The organism is Desulfosporosinus metallidurans, from assembly GCF_001936615.1.
In the GTDB taxonomy this organism is placed as follows: domain Bacteria; phylum Bacillota; class Desulfitobacteriia; order Desulfitobacteriales; family Desulfitobacteriaceae; genus Desulfosporosinus; species Desulfosporosinus metallidurans.
In genome coordinates this window covers 1-16,706 of sequence record NZ_MLBF01000038.1, presented here as the reverse complement: position 1 = coordinate 16,706, position 16,706 = coordinate 1, and the positions used below count along the sequence as shown (strand labels likewise).

Here is a 16,706-nt window from a genome sequence, read left to right as displayed (position 1 = left end):
ATGTCTGCTTTCGGTTGCAAGTGATTTGGGGGTATTCAGTTTGGATAAATTAATGCGTCAACGCAAAATCGTCAAAGATATTGCGACAGAACCATGGGTACATTCTTGCCTTAGCCTGGCAAAGAGCCTTGAGATCGGCCTAGTTACGATTTTGAGGGATTTTGACGAGATGAAGGACAACGGCTTTCATTTTAAACAAGATTCACAAGGGATGCTTTATCTGCATTCGAGCGGCTGGAATGGGGTTATGCCTGTAAAGTCGGCGACGCTTCGGCAAATGGAAATCTTGCGGATGTTAACCTCCGCCTTTCGAGGGTTAAACATTACAGAAATCTATAAGCGGTTTAATCGCGGGGATGAAGAAGAAATTAGCCGCAAAACATTGGAACGGGCTATGAAAGATCTGGAGAAGAAGAACCTCATCACACGAAAGGGGGAAGAGTATGTGGTTCGATCGGAACTCATACTCCCTCCTCTTCAGTTAGAGGATCGAGAAAAAACACTTCTGTTCGAAGCGCTAAACGTCGCACGGGCCTTAGCTCCCATCCCAGACGAAATGAAATCCCTCGAAGCAAAATTGAAACTATCGATTGGGGAGGATGCCAATACTCGTGAAACTATGTTTGTTCACGGGAGAACACCGATCCAAGACATCCATCGCAGCCAGTGTTGTTTTCAACTTGAAGAAGCGGCGCGCAATAAATGTAAAGTCAATATCCTCTATCGCAAAGAAGAGGAACCAGCGCGCCAACTTAGACTTTACCCATTGGGGATCGTCTATTATTGGGTCCTAGATAATTGGTATCTTGTTGCTCAGGACGAACAAGATCAAATGATTAAAACGTATTTGGTAAATCGAATTTTGGATGTTACCCTGTTGACGGAGTTATTCCCTGCAGTGGAAGGGTTTGATTTACATACATGGTACCAATATGCTTGGGGAGTTTATCGGGATCAAAAACCAGTACCTGTAGTTATACGTTTTTATGATCATTATTCAACCTTAAGTCGTGTACGAGCGGAATTAACCAATCGAGAAACCTGTATCTTAACAGAGGATGAAGACGGTCTGTTGATGAGAGATCAAGTTGAAGGACTTGATGAGTTAGCGGTTTGGCTTCGAGGGTTCGGCGCGGGGGCAGAGGTTATTGAACCTTCGGCACTCCGCAAAAAGGTAGTGGAGGAATTTATGCGACTCCAACAAATGTATGGGGGTGGATCGCTTGAACTCGATTGAACGTATGGAAAAGATTCTAGCCTTCATTGAGTCCCATCCTGACGGGGTATCCGGGAGAGCCTTAGCGGATGCTTGCGGTGTTCCTTGGGGGACTATGAAGCAGGATTTAAAAATGTTGGCTTTTTCGATTGAAAATTCGATTCCCTTGTTTACGGATCACGATGAAGAAAGCGATGAATATGGGGAGGAGCTGTTTCAGCCTGAGGTTAAATGGTTTATGGCTGCTGCGGAAAAACGTTACACTCCCATTCACCTGAACGTACGCGAGGCGGTCGGGGTCTTGGGTACACTCGATTTTCTTCAAGAAGAGAATGCTCTAAAAGAAGGGTTAAGGGAGAAAATTTTGTCTGGATTTGAGTTGGAAGAGGAAGAAACCTATCGCTATATTAAAGGGGAATTCACCCCCATACAACCTATTCAGGGGAAAACATTTCCCCTGATTGAAACCGCAACTCGTAATAACCAGCGCCTGAAAATAGTATTTAATGGTCGTGAAATTACTATGGATCCCTTGGGTATTGTCTACTATTCACGTTTAAGAAATTGGTATTTGGTTGCCCGGCACGGAGATATTATTAAAACCTTTCATATGAACAACATTCAAGAAGTGAAGGAAACCAATGAATTGTTTATCTATCCGGAAGGTTTTTCCCTTAAGGCTTGGTTTGGGCCACGTTGGGGGATGGAATATGGAGATTTAATCCGGGTCAAAGTACGCTTTATCAACCGTTCGCAAACCCTTGAGAAAGTACGTAAAGACGTAGCTCATCGCGTAAGTGAATTAACAACATTAGATGACGGTTCGCTTCTCTTTGAAGATAACATCATTGGGGTCAACGAATTTATTACTTGGGTTTTAGGGTTCGGATCGGCAGCTGAAATTTTAGAGCCGGAAGAACTTCGCGGACTTATTCTTGAGCGGGTTCGAGAAACGTTAAAGAACTATTCATCGAAACGTCTCCATACTCTGTTACACTATTCATAAAAGGTCCGCTAAAGAGAGGATGAGCTTAGTGCTGAAAGATTGTAAAAATGGTGAACGGTTTGAAGGAACTTTACTGGTCAATGAGTGGAAAGAAGTCCCCTTTCGGCAAAAGCCTGGAGCTTATCTTTCCTTATCGTGCCAAGACCGATCGGGTATAATTCAAGGGAAAATGTGGGATTATAGTCCGCAAGTTCTTGCTTGGTTAAAAGATCAGGATATCTTTCGCGTCAAAGGGGTTGCTTCCGAGTATCGTGGAACATTGGATCTAACTATTGAAACGATTCGCGTGATTCCCGTGGAAGATGTGGACTTGTCCGATCTATTGCCGAGTTCACCGGTCACAGCGGATGAGTTGGAAAAGCGATTAACGACGATTTTAGAGCGGATCAGGCAACCGGAATTAAGGGCCTTGCTGCAACAACTTTTAGCCCATCCGGAATGGGGAAAAGCTTATCGGCAAGCCCCTGCAGCCATGAAAGTCCATCAGGCCTATCTGCGTGGACTCTGGGAACACAGCGTTAGAGTGGCAGAGCTTGCGGATGGGATTGCCGGGCACTATCCTGAAATGGATCGCGACTTGGTCATGACGGGGGCGCTTTTGCATGATGTGGGAAAGATTGCTGAGTATTCGTATGAGCGGGGAATTAAGTTTACAACGGAAGGGCGGCTGTTGGGGCACATAGTCTTAGGAATTGAACTCGTTACTGAGGAAATTGCTAAGATTCCAGATTTTCCGCGTCAGCTGCGCTCAAAGTTACTGCACCTTATAACAAGCCATCATGGAAGATATGAATGGCAATCCCCTAAACGACCGAAATTGATGGAAGCTTTTGTGATCCATTACGCGGATCTCATGGATGCTGAATTCTTTCAGTTTCAACATGCTAAAGAGAACCATCCAGATGATGAGTGGTCCCCTTATATTCCCAGTATGGAACGTAGTATTTATTTGAAGTAGCGGGGGGGAAGTGACGCCAATTTCATTTGCATTCATCTAATTGATAGTCCCAGAAACGATTGGCGATGAGGCGTAGGCAGAAGGGGTGTTTACCCCAGATGTCGGGATTATCGAGTGAAAGCATGAGGGCATAGGCTTTTCGACAGGTAGAAATTATGGGATATAGTTTCGCAATATGGGCTAGAACAGATAGTACGGCTTCACGTCGTTCAGCATGAAATAAGTTCTGTATATAGCGTCGGCTGTGAGGAGTTAGGCGAAAACGGGTTAGGTCAGATGCGAGGGGAGTAATTTCAGCGGACGAAAAGGACACCACCTCTAAGGTTGGAAGGTCGGCTAAGACGTCAGCCGTTTGCAAGAATTGAACGAGATGTTCTTGAATTTCATACGGTGGAAAGGAGAAGATCCCTGGTGTTGAGGCTAAAATTCGAATTCGTAGGAGATTTGCTTGAATCATGGGCTCGTTTTTGATAAAGTGGGGGGAGCGTTGTGTCAGGTACTGAATCAAGGCAGCTAATACCACGTTCCCTTCACAGGCCTGCTGCTCCCAATAGGGTAATAGGCAGAGAATATCGTCCACGAGAGGTGGATAGGGTTGATCAAAAAGTTGATATTCAATAATCGTGCTTAGAGATTCATGAGTCGGATTGGTAAGCAAGTTGCGCCGCAGTTCAGGATGTACAGATATCGGCGTGGATTTTTTATGATCCCTGTGAGTCATCGAAGGCACCTCCTCCGTAGCATAAGGATTAGAGTGTTCTGTGGTGTAGTTTATGTTATTTGTGGGGTTCTATCCTAGAAATTTTGCTCGTCCCTATAAATAAACAGAAAAATCTGATATATGCATAATTTGGCATGACAAACCATTTGAGAAGAGGGAAAAGACATGCAACGAAAAGATAAAGAAATCACTGAACAAGAAGTCATCGATGAGATTATGAAGAAGGCTCAGGTGTGTCGATTAGCCGTATCCTATGAAAATATGCCCTACATAGTTCCAATGAGTTTTGGATACGAGAATAAAGCGTTATATTTTCATTCCTCACAAGCAGGCCTTAAATTAATGATCCTGCGAGAAAACCCTCAAGCCTGTTTTGAAGTGGAGGTTGAAACCCAAATTGTTCCCAATGAGCTGCCGTGTAACTGGACAATGCGGTATCAGAGTGTCATTGGTTTTGGCGAGGTAGAGTTCATAGAGGATTTAGATGCTAAGCGAGAGGGAATGAAAATCATCATGCAGCATTATACGGATGAAAAGGCGGCCATTGAGGATGCCGCGTTGTCAGGGGTCACTCTTTTTAAATTGAGCATTAGTTCGATGATGGGTAAAAAGTCGGGTTACTAATATAGAAAAATGCCAATCCATGAATGGGTTGGCATTTTTCATACCAGTCAGAAAGCATAAGTTTCGGGTGGGTCCCCTCTCGCCATCCTTGGCCAGCGCATCAGTGCAACTAAGGCGGCCGCCTTCGCTAAGGCTTGGCGCCAGCCAAGTTTTCTTTATGACCTTTATCATGCAATTCCATAAGTCTGCAACTATGATATAATTATTGAAGCTTAGCAGTTGTCAAGGTTATAGGAGCTGATTATATGAAACAAGGGATCGGCAGAATGAGATTTGCTGATGAAAAAGTAGAAATGCCTAAGGTTACGAAAAAAATGTTAGCCAGAATATTGAGGTATTTTACTCCCTATTGGATACAAATGCTTCTGGTCATTGGCTCAATAATAGCAACTTCCGTACTTGGGCTTGTCCCTCCGATATTGATTAAAACAATAATAGACAGAGCCTTACCACAAAAAGATTTAAAAATCTTGACGTTCTATATTGTTATTTCAATAGTTATCACGATACTCCTTGGACTCTTGCAAGTAGCACAGTCCTACTTAAGCATTTGGATTTCAAAACATATAGTATTAAACATGAAAAATCAAATGTACTCCCATTTGCAGCATATGTCCTTGAATTTTTATTCCGCTGCCAAGCCTGGGGAGATTATTACTAGAATAACGAACGATGTCGATGGAATTCAGGATATTTTCAACTCAACTGTGGTCAATGCTCTTAGTAGTCTTTTTGTTCTTTTTTCTACGGCTGTTGTCTTAATAATGATGAACTGGAAGCTCGCCATCGTTGGCATGATCATCCTACCAACGTTTATAATCCCTACGAGAAAAGTAGGAAAAGTAAAATGGAAAATAGCCACAAAGAGTCAAGAAAAAATAAGCGAACTTAACCAGATTATTCAGGAGACCCTTAGTATCAGTGGAACCATACTTACCAAAGTGTTTACCAAAGAAAAGGACGAATATGAGAAATTCGAAAAGACAAACGAAGAGGTTATCAGCCTGCAAATTAGGGAGTCTGTTGTAGGTAGATGGTTTAGAATGACGATAACCACATTTATTTCCATTGGACCGATGCTTATCTACTTTTATGGTGGGTATTTATATATTAAAGGCGAGATAACAATAGGTAGCATCATCGCCTTTGTAGCGCTACTCGGCAGACTTTATCTGCCCGTCTCACAACTTTCAAATATTCATATTGATGTAACAAGGTCTTTGGCCTTATTTCAAAGAATTTTTGAGTATTTCGATCAGAAACAGGAGATTGAAAATAGGCTGGGTTCTACTAGTTTAGAGTTGATAAAGGGCAAGGTTGACTTTGAAAAGGTTTATTTCTCTTACAACCGTCAGATTAGAGTTTTAGAGGATATTAGTTTTTCAGTAAATCCAGGAACTATGGTGGCTTTAGTGGGTTCCAGCGGCGCAGGGAAAACCACCATTACCAATTTAATTCCCAGACTATATGAAGTAGAAAAAGGAAGCATAAAAATAGATGGTCAGGATATAAGAGATGTAACCTTGGAGTCCCTTCGAAAGCAGATAGGAACTGTTATGCAAGAACCCTATCTTTTTAATGATACAATCGAAGAAAATTTGAAATACGGGAAAAAAGATGCCTCGGAGGAAGAAATCATTAAGGCATGTCAAGCAGCGCATATTCATGATTTTATCATGACGTTACCGGATAACTATAAAACCTTGGTGGGGAATAGAGGCATTAAGCTGTCGGGCGGAGAAAAGCAAAGAGTGTCTATTGCGAGGGTGATTTTAAAAAACCCGAGAATTATTATTCTTGATGAAGCCACTTCATCTTTAGATTCTGTATCTGAGATGTATATTCAAAAAGCCATGGTTCCGTTGTTAAAGGATCGCACAAGTTTTGTGATCGCGCATAGATTGTCAACAATTCTAGCAGCGGATCAAATTTTGGTGATCGAAAATGGAACTGTGGCGGAATGTGGAAAACATGTGGAATTAATTAAAAAAGACGGTCTCTATAGAATGATCTATGAGACACAGTTTAAAGTGCAGATAAAGTCAAACTAAATACAAGTTATAAAGTAGGTGGTTTAACAGTGGGTAATCAGAAATTTAGAATTGAATTTGAGGTCCATTATCATGAAGTCAACCCTCTTGAGGAGGCCACGCCCCTAACTATGCTCCATTATTTGGAGGACGCAGCCATAGCCCATTCTGAGGCAGTCGGATATGGGGTAGGACGTTTAAAAACCGAACAACGAGCTTGGATCTTAAATCGTTGGAACCTCCAAATCGAACGGTATCCTATCTATGGAGAAAAGGTCATAATTGAAACCTGGCCTTCTAATTTTGAACGCTTTTATGCCACGAGGGAATTTATAATAAGAAATCACAAACAGGAGATTATTGGTAGAGCGACGTCCTTGTGGATATTTATTAATACCCAGACAAAGCGACCTTTAAGAATTGGCCTTGAATTCCGTGATGCTTATGGATTGGACGCAGTACGGGCGATTGAAGACCACTTTAATCAGCTACACGCTGTGAAAGAAGGAGAGGGCGGAAGTAAAGGGGAACAGGCTTTTTTGGTCAGACGCAGTGATATTGATACTAATGGGCATGTCAATAACGCTAATTATCTTCAATGGATGCTCGAAGTCATTCCTGAAGACGTCTACAAGAATAATCATCTTGCCTCCCTTGAGATCATATACAAGAAGGAAACAACGTATGGATCGAGTATTCGCTCGAAATGCTATGTAAAGGGCTTAGAGCAAATAAATCCTGAGTTTGGGCACGTAATACTCGATGAAATGGGTCAAGAATTAGCAATCGCCAAAACGGTGTGGGATTGAAAAAGGTCACCGTTTTACTTGGCGACGAGTAGTTTTCTGTTTTAAGGATACCCATGGTCTAAGAAGGAGACTGGCAATTTTAAGGGGATTAAGTTTTTCATGGGTTAAGATTTTCTCTGTGAAATCATGGTTTAGAAGGGCGACCGCTCGGTCTAATTGCGAGTTATCGAGTGTTTCCATTGATCGGCGAAGATCCATGAACATTCTAAGATTCGGAATATGATTAAATTCACAAGCCTTAATCGAAATTTATCATTGTATAGGAAGTTAGTAAGTCCCGAAGAGAGAAAACACTCTTCGGGATTTTTTGGTGTCCGAGGGCTATTGTGTATAATCAAAGATTACAATATTGGCATTTTTGATGCAACAATCACAAATCTATTAAAAACCTTCTTATATGAGCTCAGAAGAGAGGAATTTGGGGTTACACAATGTTCTTGGACATTGAGAAGAAATCAAAGACCAATCTGAAACGATAAGATCGGCCAAATTTCGCTATATTAGCTCAATCTTCAACGAATTGGCCATAACGCAAAATGATTATGGTCATATTGATATGCTATCGACATGATGCTTACACAGTGATACCCTTTATTTGTGAGTAAAATCACACATTACTCTAAACGAGAGAAGGAGGACGAGAACATGTCAAAACAAGTTGATCCGTATGCCGGAAAGCAAACCTCAGTTTTGCTCTCTGAATGGGCCGAGGCTCCTGGAAAGGCCAAAATACGGTCGATGATTTGCATGATATCAGGAGAATAAAAAAAGCTGCCTTGAAAGGAGCTAAGAAATTTGATCCTTGGCAACAGTAACGATAATACCGAAAGGTGGGATTGGTTTGTCAAGCTTAACACTCAGTAAATATATACCCATCGTTGAAACTATAAGAGAGTATAAAAAGGAATATGTTAGTAAAGACTTGATTGCGGCCTTGACTGTGGCAGTCGTGGCAATTCCACAGTGTATGGCCTATGCACTAATCGCGGGTGTTAACCCGGTTTATGGTCTATATACGGGTATAGTATCAACCATTCTCGGTTCGATATTTGGAAGTTCAAACCAACTCGTTACCGGACCGACCAATGCGATATGTTTACTTGTGGCAGGGTCAATGAGGAATTATATGGGACTTGAAAACGCCTATCAATTGCTCTTTCTAATGACGTTTCTTGTTGGCTTCTTTCAAATCATTTTCGGAGTCATTAGGCTGGGTAAGGTAATAAATTTCGTTTCCCATACTGTAATTGTAGGCTTTACTGCCGGGGCGGGTGTATTGATTGCGCTCGGACAGCTGAATACAATATTGAGCATATCAATCAAAAATTCGGCAAATATGTCAACTATGGAAAAATTATATTACGTCATAACCCATTTAAGCCAAACTAACTTATATGCACTCGGATTGGGGCTTATGACGATTGCGATTATATTAATTTGTAAAAGGATTAACAAAAACCTGCCGGGCGCATTAATTGGAATAACTGTTCCTATAATATTCATTATATTTTTTGCTTTAGAAAAGAAGGGTGTAAAACTTACAGGCGCGATTCCTTCCTCCCTGCCCCCCTTCAAGATGGTTCAATTCAGCCTTGGTTCGATGCAAAATATGTTCAGTGGGGCTTTTGCGATTGCCGTCATAGGATTAGTAGAGGCCATATCGATCGCAAAATCCATTGCCAGCACTTCAAGGCAGAAAATCGATGCTAATCAGGAATTTATCGGACAGGGTATAGCAAATATAGGGGGATCTTTCTTCCAGTGTTTTCCTGCCTCGGGTTCCTTTACGCGATCTGCAATCAATTATCACAACGGGGCAATTAGCAGATTCTCAGGAATCCTATCAGGCGTGGCCGTTGCCTTAGTTCTCGTATTCTTTGCTCCTTATGCCAAATATATTCCCAGTCCATGCCTCGCGGGAGTACTAATATTGACTGGATATAACTTGATCGACCAAAAGGAAATTAGGAAAGTAGTCAAAGTAGGTAAATTGAAATCTGATTCTATTGCCATGTGGGTAACCTGTATCGCAACAATTTTGCTCCCTAACCTTGATTATGCAATTTATACGGGAATTGCGCTTTCAATTGCCTTGTACCTGAAAGATACAAACAAGGTACCTGTCAAAATTCTTATCCCGACACAAGGGAAAGAATCGCAAATTATTGAGCAAGAAATTACCACAGTCAAGGAAAAGGTAGATATCTTAATCATTCAATTGGAAGGAAACCTTTACTTCGGTTCGGCATCTGATCTTGAAGAGAAACTTGATGGCTTGGTTGATAAATCCAAAGTGTTCATCTTAAGAATGAAATATGTTTCAGCTATTGATTTGACATCACTTAATGCTTTGAAAGTTTTTGTCAGGATGGTAAGGGAAGCAGGCGGAATCCTTATTATTAGTGGTGTAAAGTCGGATCTTAGCTCAATGCTTGAGAATTCAAATCTTGTTTCTGATATTGATGTTGAAAACATTTTCATGTCGGAAAATGAGATTTTCGCCTCTTCCAACAACGCGTTAGCAAGAGCAAGAGCTGTTCTAAACTGTGAAACTAGTGCTATCGCAAAGAAATCAGCTGCGTGTGCTATATTAGATTCTGAATCAACATTTAAAGGCTTGAACACTAGTTCATTCTAGGAAACGATTACACTTCTGTCCATTGTATGGTTGGATGATGCATCTCTTCGTGATGGAGCATCAGGGAGTACGAAAATCTAAGATAAACAGGATTTTGTCCTCCCTGACGTTGTTGGCGGTATTTAAAGTGGGGATGAATTAATCGAAACTACTATCCTGAAGGCATTATGACAGACCGACCGGTAAAAATTGAGTAGTGTTTGAAATTTATTGTCCCATCTATCCATGATTCGGAAATTAGTTTAACTTCCTCTTCGTCTTGATCATCAAGGACCGAACAGGTTATTTTAACTATAAATTTTTCTTCGGTTGGATTGCCCCCTAAAACCCTAAACATCAGTGTAGCGACGTCAGCCGGTAACATTTGTAGCTCCTCCTGACTAAATGGCACATCCGGTCTGATCTCCAAAGTACCGATAAATGATGGTTTGACATTGCCTACTTGGAGAACTGTCCCGACCCTTGTGGTAAGAGTTGCTACGGGACGTTTGGTCCTAGCCCTATTGTTAAATAGTTCAAACTTATAATGGCGTTCACCTTCTAGTTGAGATACTGGTACTGGTTCTACAGTTAAAAATCTACCCCGAGTGTACCTGACCCCAAAATCAGCAGATTCCTCGATCATTGTAAACCCTCCTCTCTTGATCCTGCTTCGGTTTATGCCCTATCGACATCATATCAAAACTTCACTTTTTTACATAGGTTTGTATTACTAGATTTTAAGTGAGGAACCTCTTGCGGCAACTGGTGGTGCACCAGCGGGATCACTAGTTGCCACAAAAGGTCAAGTTAATTATTCGCCCTTCTCAATTTAAACCTCGGCTTTCTTCTTCGGTTTGGTTACGGTTATACCCAGACCGGAAAACAGATAGTAGAGTCCGAACCCGTACCACACGGTGTACAAAAGATAGAAGCTGAGCAGGAAGGCGAGACTGCTTTTATTATCACTTACCTTCTTTATTTCCACTCCGTAGTAATTATATCCAGGTTCAAGTGCTTTTTGAACCACTTTGGCCAAGGCAGCTTCTTCTTTAAACTGCGATTTAGTTTTCAGTGCGCTATCTATTTTCTTGAAAGAATTGTTCCAGTTGTTGATCGCTTCTCGTGGGTCGTAACCGTATCTTTTTTCTACTACTTTACCATCATTATTGTACATGGATTCGCTGTCAGTCACGACGGAGTTTAGAATTCTACCAAAATCCCCGTTGATGGTCAGTGCGGAATCTTTAATGGTTACAGTGGCACCGGCTCCAGTGTACAATTTACCCCATTTTACGGCGTCGGCAGCTGATGATGCCTTAATAGTGAGATTAATGTTGGTTCCATTTTGGGATTGAGCAATTTTTGTGGACTCTTTGATGAAGTTGGAAGAGCCTTTGGAGAAAGAGTTAAACATATCATCGGCGTAGTTCAAGCCGTTTCTTCCGTTACCGAAGTTGGGTGACATCATGCCAATATAGCACAGTGCAAAGCTCAGAAGCAGTACAAGACCGATGGCAAAGGATTTTGCGTTTCTAATCATTGAGAAACACCTCCTTCAGTTGCCTTAAACTCAGGGTCAGATTGGGCTCGAAGTTTTGGTAGGTTAACAATAAATGTTCCGATAATCCAGATGGCGAAAAAGGCAACCAACCCGAAAAATATCCATACTCCTAAATTGCTAATCAGGGCGCCAGTGGCAGGGGCCAGGGTGATGTAACCCATTGACCCTAATTTTTCAGGTAGAGCAGAGAGCCTATTGATAAACCCCGCAAGAATTGCAATTGCGTAGAAAGCTCTGATCTGCCGGCCAGGGACCACCATAGTGGTGATGGCACCTATTTGGATGCCAAATATTGAACCCAATAGACAACCCATGGCCAGGGTGTAGAAAACATAACCGTACAAAGCGTACTGCGTTATAGAACCGTAACCAGCTGAGAAAATTATTTGGAATATATCGGTTCCCACGGTAGTTGCGGTGGAAATCCCTAATCCGTATACAAACATTGGGAACGTTACGAATCCGCCGCCCACACCCAGGATTGAGGCACAAAAGCCCGCTATAGCTCCGCTAACTGCTACAAACACACCCGAAATTTTCCTTCCTCCCAGATCCTGATCAAACTTAATCATGGGTTTAAGATTAATGGATTGTAGTTTAACTCCCAGAGAGGTCATGCCAACTGGGCCGCCGTGAGCATCGCAACTGTCCTTGGAAGCGCTTTTCCTGGTTTTAAAAAAGTCACCTAGTGCGAAAAATCCTAAGAATCCCAGCAGAACCACGTATATAGCACTTATTACAAAATCACTCAAAACGGGGTTGAAGTTAAATAACGCTCGATTTATCTGACCTCCACCAGTGACCCCAATTGCAGAGCCTATTACGAAGGCCAAGGCTAAACCGTAATGGACGTTGCCCATTTTCTTGTGGAGGACTGTGCCCATGATGGCCTTAGCAAAGATGTGAAACATGTCGGTACCTACCGCAAGGATACCCTTTACTCCAAGGCTCATCAGTGCCGGGGTGATGACAAAGCCCCCGCCTGCCCCTATACAGCCTGTGATTAGACCAGCTATGACACCCACAGCAATGGAACCATAAAAAGTTGATGCTGAAAAAAAGGACGGGCCGTAGGCTGATTTGCCGCCGATAACGGCCGGTAGGACGGATGCCGCATGGGCCATTGCCGGAATGAGTAGGGGTAGGGCCATCACGAACAGTATTAATAGTTTTTTCCGGTTCTTTAGAATGTTTAAAGAAGTTTTAATCTCCCACTGGGCATGCGCCCTCGAGGCTTGCATAATGGATTCGTATAACTTTTTCATCATAACCTTTCCCTCCTTCATTGATTTTAATTTCGAGAAATATAGCACAAGTTCGATTAGGTTTAAGTTCCAGACATGCTCCCCTCCTCCGCTATTTGATAGGGTGTGAGACTTGCAAAAACGGTTTATAATTCTTTACAATTGAAGGTTAGCATTAGTACTACCCTTGTGTCTATAGTCATAAATTATGGTCACAATGAGGATATACTATTGAATATTCGTTAGAACTTAAGTTTTTCTGTATTAATTATGCGGATTCCGTAAGTTAAACTATTCTGAATATTTTGTCGTCAACGATTAACCTCGTCCTGCAAAAAAGGATGCAAGTGTCTCTATAAAGGGAATCTCCTCAACCTCACAACGAAAGAGATACTGACTTTTAGGCATGTAATCTCACTTTAACTAAAGCAACGAGACTTATAATTGCAATGTCGATTTTTTATGAGATAAGTTGTTTTTCTGAAAAAATTAATGAGAGTTGATAATTATAGTCAAAAAAAGCCATCGATGAAAATCAATGGCTTGGGGACTGCATATTGCGGTTAGTAATGAATATCGTTTATTAAATCCATATATTAAAGCTATTCTTATTCTCAATGATCTTTTCTGCTATCTTTGTACCCACATAATGAATGTAATTTTCGAAGTAATTTTGATTCTGGTCTTCTTTGTATTTCCCACTCGAAGCCATGCGTCGAAGTAAAGGAATCCTATTAGTGTTGTTTATATCAAAGTTCTCAATTGATTTTCTGAATTCATCCCCTAAGTTAGAATTCCCCCAAGACTTTGGCCCCTTTTCGGGTTTGATCTCGTAGACACGCCTCACAAATTCAAATGGAAATGCACCAAAAGAAATAAGAATTCTTGGATTATGCTCAAGAACAATTTCTCTGAACTGCTCTATTTCAGCACCTACTTGGGCACCCCACCAATTTGCTGTTTTGGGAACTATTGCGCTATCGCTAACAACATTTCGAAAATAAATATCAGTAGTATTAATCCTTGTATGCAATTCCCTATATACCATATCCTGTATCTCTGTTAACACAGGTGTCCAAATGTAGTGGCTAACAACAGGATGTTTGGGATTAAATAATAGCCAAATCGGAAAAGTTCTTTCTCCCGACTCCCTCTTCATCTTGTCAACTAAAGGTGTATATTTATTAAGTTTTGAGCTGGACAAACAAATCCCACCTTTCAGTAATTATGGTTACTACCAATAACCTACGGCAGTATAATAGTCGCCGACTCCGGCGTAATCCAGCCAAAGTTCTGTCAGTTAATGGAGTGAAGAATGGTTTGAGCCTACTGCAGAAATAGATTGCAAATTACTTACAAATATAAGATTAGCATTACAACAAGCATCGCGTCTATAGTCATTAGATATGGTCACAATCAATTAACTCTATGGATCTCCGCTAGACTATTGAGCTATATAATGTTCTTATTGTACGGATTTCGTAGTGTGCTATATAGCTTTTACTAATTCACTTTGTCTCTTCGATAAATTCGAGAGATTCTCTCATTTGCGCTTAACTAGGCCTTAAAATGGACCAGAAATGTCCCTTCTCAAGGTGATTAACTATTTTCATTAAAAACGAATTTACAAGTAGTAAGATATCACTTCAAACACGCTAAATAACAAAGAAGCAGGTTTGAACCCTGCTTCCGTGCACATATCGCTGATTGGTATGCAAAATTTCCTGTTTAAGTGGAGACATTCCAGCACATGAGGATAGGTGAGCGGCTGTAGTAGGGAAGATTATAACTTTGAGAGAGCATAAATGTTAGATCTCATTTATTAAATCCAAATATTAAGACTGTCCTTGTTCTCAATAATCTTTTCAGCTATCTTTGTTCCTACATAATGGTAATAATTTTCAAAATAACGTTGATCTTCTATGAACTTATCACTCTCTACCACGCGGCGAAGTAAGGGAATCCTATTGGTTTTGGTTACATCAAAGTCCTCAATTGATTTTCCAAATTCATCTCCCAAGTTAGAAGTACACCAATACTTAGGCCCCTTTTCGGGTTTGATCCCGTAGACGCGCCTCACAAATTCAAATGGAAATGAACCAAAAGAAATTAGAATCTTTGGTTGATGTTCAATAACAATCTCCCTGAACACAGCTATTTCTGTCGTTAATTCGGCACCCCACCAAGTTACTGTATTTGGAACAATTCTGCTATCGCTAACAGCGTTCCGAATATAAATATTAGTGGTATCAATCCTTGTATGCAGCTCTCTATATAATTTGTCCTGAATTTCAGTCAAAACAAGTGTCCAAATATAGTGGCGAACAACAGGATGTTTGGGGTTAAATAATAGCCAAATTGGAAAGGTTCTTTCTCCCGACTCCCTCTTCATCTTCTCAACTAAAGGTGTATTTTTATTATGTGTTAAGCTGGACAAAACAAATCCCGCCTTTCAGTAATTATGGTTACTACCAACACGTTACGGCGGTATGATAGTCGCCGATTCTGGCATTAACGTGAGCCTACTGCAGAAACAGATTGTAATTTCCTGCAATTGAAGAATAGCATTACTACAAGCATCGCGTCTATAGTCATTAGATATGGTTACAATCGATTAACTCTATGGATACCCGCTAGACTATTGAGCTATTTTATGTTCTGATTGTAAGGGTTTCGCAGTGTGTTATATAACTGTTGCTACTTTTCTTTGTCTATTTGGTATATCCAAGAGATTTTCTTTTTGACGCTTAACCATTGGCCTTTAAAGCATGGAGCCAAAAATGTCTTCAGAACATAAATCAAAGAGGACGAAATCCCCTGATGCATGGAGTTTCGTCCTCTTTGATTTATGTCGGGTATAAAGAGTTAATTAAACGCAATGGTTTTATTTTAGAAGGCAGGAACGATCGATCCTTTGTACTTGTCTTCAATGAATTTTTTGACATCCGGAGAGGTCAAAGCTTTCGCTAGCTTCTGCAAAGCTGGATCGCTCTTACGACTGTCTTTGACGACTAAAATATTAGCATAGGGAGAGTCTTTGTCTTCCGTAAAGAGGGAGTCTTTAATCGGGTTGAGTCCACCTTCTAAAGCGTAGTTCGTGTTGATTACTGCACCGACGACTTTGGGGTCTTGAAGAACACGGGGAAGTTGAGGGGCATCAATCGGGGTGATTTTGAGTTGTTTAGGGTTACCTACGATGTCATTGACCGTTCCTTTGATCCCGACCCCGTCTTTTAACTGGAGGAGACCCGCTTTTGCTAGTAAGGCTAAGGCCCGACCGCCGTTGGAAGGATCATTGGGGATAGCTATGGTATCGCCATTTTTGAACTGGCCAATTTTTGTAATTTTCTTAGAGTAGACGCCCATTGGTTCGATGTGTATTTTGGCGATGGAAACTAGGTTTAAGTTATGGTCTTTGTTAAAGGAGTCTAGGTAAGGAGTGTGCTGAAAGAAGTTGGCGTCAATATCTCCCGAATCTAGGTCTAAGTTCGGTCGGACATAATCAGTGTAGCTGACGATTTTTAGGTCAATGCCTTCTTTAGCTAAGGCGGGTTTAACATATTCGAGGATTTCCGCGTGGGGAATTGGGGTCGCGCCAACTTTGAGTACGGTTTTAGCAGGAGTATCAGACGTAGCTTTCGGGGCAGTTGAAGTTCCACACCCGGCAAGACCAAGGGAGAGAGAAGCCAAGATAACGAGTGATAAGGTAAAAAGACGATGATTCTTAAGCTTGAACATATTTTTTTCCTCCTAAAATTTGATTTTTCCATGTTTGCAGAAAATGATAAGTATGTGTGAGAGAGTGCAGGTACTACTGAACTTAGTGAGAAAGTTTACGTGCTAGGGCAGTTCCTAAGGACTGTAGGCCCTGAACGATCACGACCAGAATGATGACGGTGACGATCATAATATCCGTT

Annotated in this window: 14 protein-coding genes and 1 pseudogene; 7 read left to right on the top strand and 8 right to left on the bottom strand. The window is 41.3% G+C overall.

The features are described from left to right. Window positions 1-40: 40 nt before the first annotated feature. Genes DSOL_RS18275 through DSOL_RS18265 form a run of 3 tightly spaced genes read left to right on the top strand, consistent with a single transcriptional unit; the run spans window position 41 to window position 3,180 of the window. Window positions 41-1,237, top strand: coding sequence for a helix-turn-helix transcriptional regulator (locus DSOL_RS18275; RefSeq protein ID WP_075366248.1), 1,197 nt, complete (start codon window positions 41-43; stop codon window positions 1,235-1,237). Further along, on the top strand, window positions 1,224-2,222 hold the full coding sequence (locus tag DSOL_RS18270; protein ID WP_075366247.1) for a helix-turn-helix transcriptional regulator: 999 nt from the start codon (window positions 1,224-1,226) through the stop codon (window positions 2,220-2,222). The genes DSOL_RS18275 and DSOL_RS18270 overlap by 14 nt, the downstream gene beginning before the upstream one ends. A 19-nt stretch (window positions 2,223-2,241) precedes the next feature. Further along, the gene (locus DSOL_RS18265) at window positions 2,242-3,180 is read left to right on the top strand and encodes a 3'-5' exoribonuclease YhaM family protein (protein WP_083642730.1); all 939 of its coding nucleotides are present in this window, start codon (window positions 2,242-2,244) and stop codon (window positions 3,178-3,180) included. Window positions 3,181-3,202: 22 nt separating this feature from the next. Here DSOL_RS18265 and DSOL_RS18260 read toward each other — a convergent pair whose 3' ends face one another. Continuing rightward, window positions 3,203-3,901 (bottom strand): hypothetical protein, encoded by a 699-nt coding sequence (locus DSOL_RS18260; protein ID WP_075366245.1) that lies wholly within the window; start codon window positions 3,899-3,901, stop codon window positions 3,203-3,205. A 165-nt stretch (window positions 3,902-4,066) separates the two neighbouring features. Here DSOL_RS18260 and DSOL_RS18255 point away from each other — a divergent pair, with 165 nt between their 5' ends. From DSOL_RS18255 to DSOL_RS18240, 4 genes are all read left to right on the top strand, one after another. Further along, window positions 4,067-4,525 carry a pyridoxamine 5'-phosphate oxidase family protein gene (locus tag DSOL_RS18255; RefSeq protein ID WP_075366244.1) on the top strand — a complete coding sequence of 153 codons (459 nt, stop codon included), beginning with the start codon at window positions 4,067-4,069 and terminating at the stop codon, window positions 4,523-4,525. A 245-nt stretch (window positions 4,526-4,770) separates the two neighbouring features. Next, a complete protein-coding gene (locus DSOL_RS18250; protein ID WP_075366243.1) occupies window positions 4,771-6,576 on the top strand; it encodes an ABC transporter ATP-binding protein in 1,806 nt (601 codons plus the stop codon). Window positions 6,577-6,605: 29 nt separating this feature from the next. Then, window positions 6,606-7,364 (top strand): acyl-[acyl-carrier-protein] thioesterase, encoded by a 759-nt coding sequence (locus DSOL_RS18245; protein ID WP_075366242.1) that lies wholly within the window; start codon window positions 6,606-6,608, stop codon window positions 7,362-7,364. A gap of 841 nt (window positions 7,365-8,205) precedes the next feature. Further along, on the top strand, window positions 8,206-10,002 hold the full coding sequence (locus tag DSOL_RS18240) for a SulP family inorganic anion transporter (protein WP_235838885.1): 1,797 nt from the start codon (window positions 8,206-8,208) through the stop codon (window positions 10,000-10,002). Between the two features lie 151 nt (window positions 10,003-10,153). Here DSOL_RS18240 and DSOL_RS18235 read toward each other — a convergent pair whose 3' ends face one another. From DSOL_RS18235 to DSOL_RS29025, 7 genes and pseudogenes are all read right to left on the bottom strand, one after another. Then, window positions 10,154-10,627 (bottom strand): hypothetical protein, encoded by a 474-nt coding sequence (locus DSOL_RS18235; protein WP_075366241.1) that lies wholly within the window; start codon window positions 10,625-10,627, stop codon window positions 10,154-10,156. 186 nt (window positions 10,628-10,813) lie between these two features. Beyond that, window positions 10,814-11,524 (bottom strand): hypothetical protein, encoded by a 711-nt coding sequence (locus tag DSOL_RS18230; protein WP_075366240.1) that lies wholly within the window; start codon window positions 11,522-11,524, stop codon window positions 10,814-10,816. Further along, entirely contained in the window at window positions 11,521-12,810 is a 1,290-nt protein-coding gene (locus DSOL_RS18225) for a sulfite exporter TauE/SafE family protein (protein WP_075366275.1), read from the bottom strand. Before DSOL_RS18225 ends, DSOL_RS18230 begins: the two co-directional genes overlap by 4 nt. A gap of 562 nt (window positions 12,811-13,372) precedes the next feature. Then, complete coding sequence (locus DSOL_RS18220) at window positions 13,373-13,993, bottom strand: hypothetical protein (RefSeq protein ID WP_427854431.1); 621 nt, start codon at window positions 13,991-13,993, stop codon at window positions 13,373-13,375. A 618-nt stretch (window positions 13,994-14,611) separates the two neighbouring features. Beyond that, the gene (locus DSOL_RS18215; RefSeq protein ID WP_083642727.1) at window positions 14,612-15,226 is read right to left on the bottom strand and encodes a hypothetical protein; all 615 of its coding nucleotides are present in this window, start codon (window positions 15,224-15,226) and stop codon (window positions 14,612-14,614) included. A 452-nt stretch (window positions 15,227-15,678) separates the two neighbouring features. Beyond that, window positions 15,679-16,527 (bottom strand): MetQ/NlpA family ABC transporter substrate-binding protein, encoded by an 849-nt coding sequence (locus DSOL_RS18210; protein ID WP_075366239.1) that lies wholly within the window; start codon window positions 16,525-16,527, stop codon window positions 15,679-15,681. Between the two features lie 82 nt (window positions 16,528-16,609). Then, a pseudogene (locus DSOL_RS29025) lies at window positions 16,610-16,706 on the bottom strand (methionine ABC transporter permease); the annotation flags it as partial.

Bases quoted from the DNA above. Each gene is read 5' to 3' on its own strand.
- DSOL_RS18265 (WP_083642730.1), top strand. From the start codon at position 2,242: ATGAGCTTAGTGCTGAAAGATTGTAAAAATGGTGAACGGTTTGAAGGA.
- DSOL_RS18260 (WP_075366245.1), bottom strand. From the start codon at position 3,901: ATGACTCACAGGGATCATAAAAAATCCACGCCGATATCTGTACATCCT.
- DSOL_RS18255 (WP_075366244.1), top strand. From the start codon at position 4,067: ATGCAACGAAAAGATAAAGAAATCACTGAACAAGAAGTCATCGATGAG.
- DSOL_RS18250 (WP_075366243.1), top strand. From the start codon at position 4,771: ATGAAACAAGGGATCGGCAGAATGAGATTTGCTGATGAAAAAGTAGAA.
- DSOL_RS18235 (WP_075366241.1), bottom strand. From the start codon at position 10,627: ATGATCGAGGAATCTGCTGATTTTGGGGTCAGGTACACTCGGGGTAGA.
- DSOL_RS18230 (WP_075366240.1), bottom strand. From the start codon at position 11,524: ATGATTAGAAACGCAAAATCCTTTGCCATCGGTCTTGTACTGCTTCTG.
- DSOL_RS18225 (WP_075366275.1), bottom strand. From the start codon at position 12,810: ATGAAAAAGTTATACGAATCCATTATGCAAGCCTCGAGGGCGCATGCC.
- DSOL_RS18210 (WP_075366239.1), bottom strand. From the start codon at position 16,527: ATGTTCAAGCTTAAGAATCATCGTCTTTTTACCTTATCACTCGTTATC.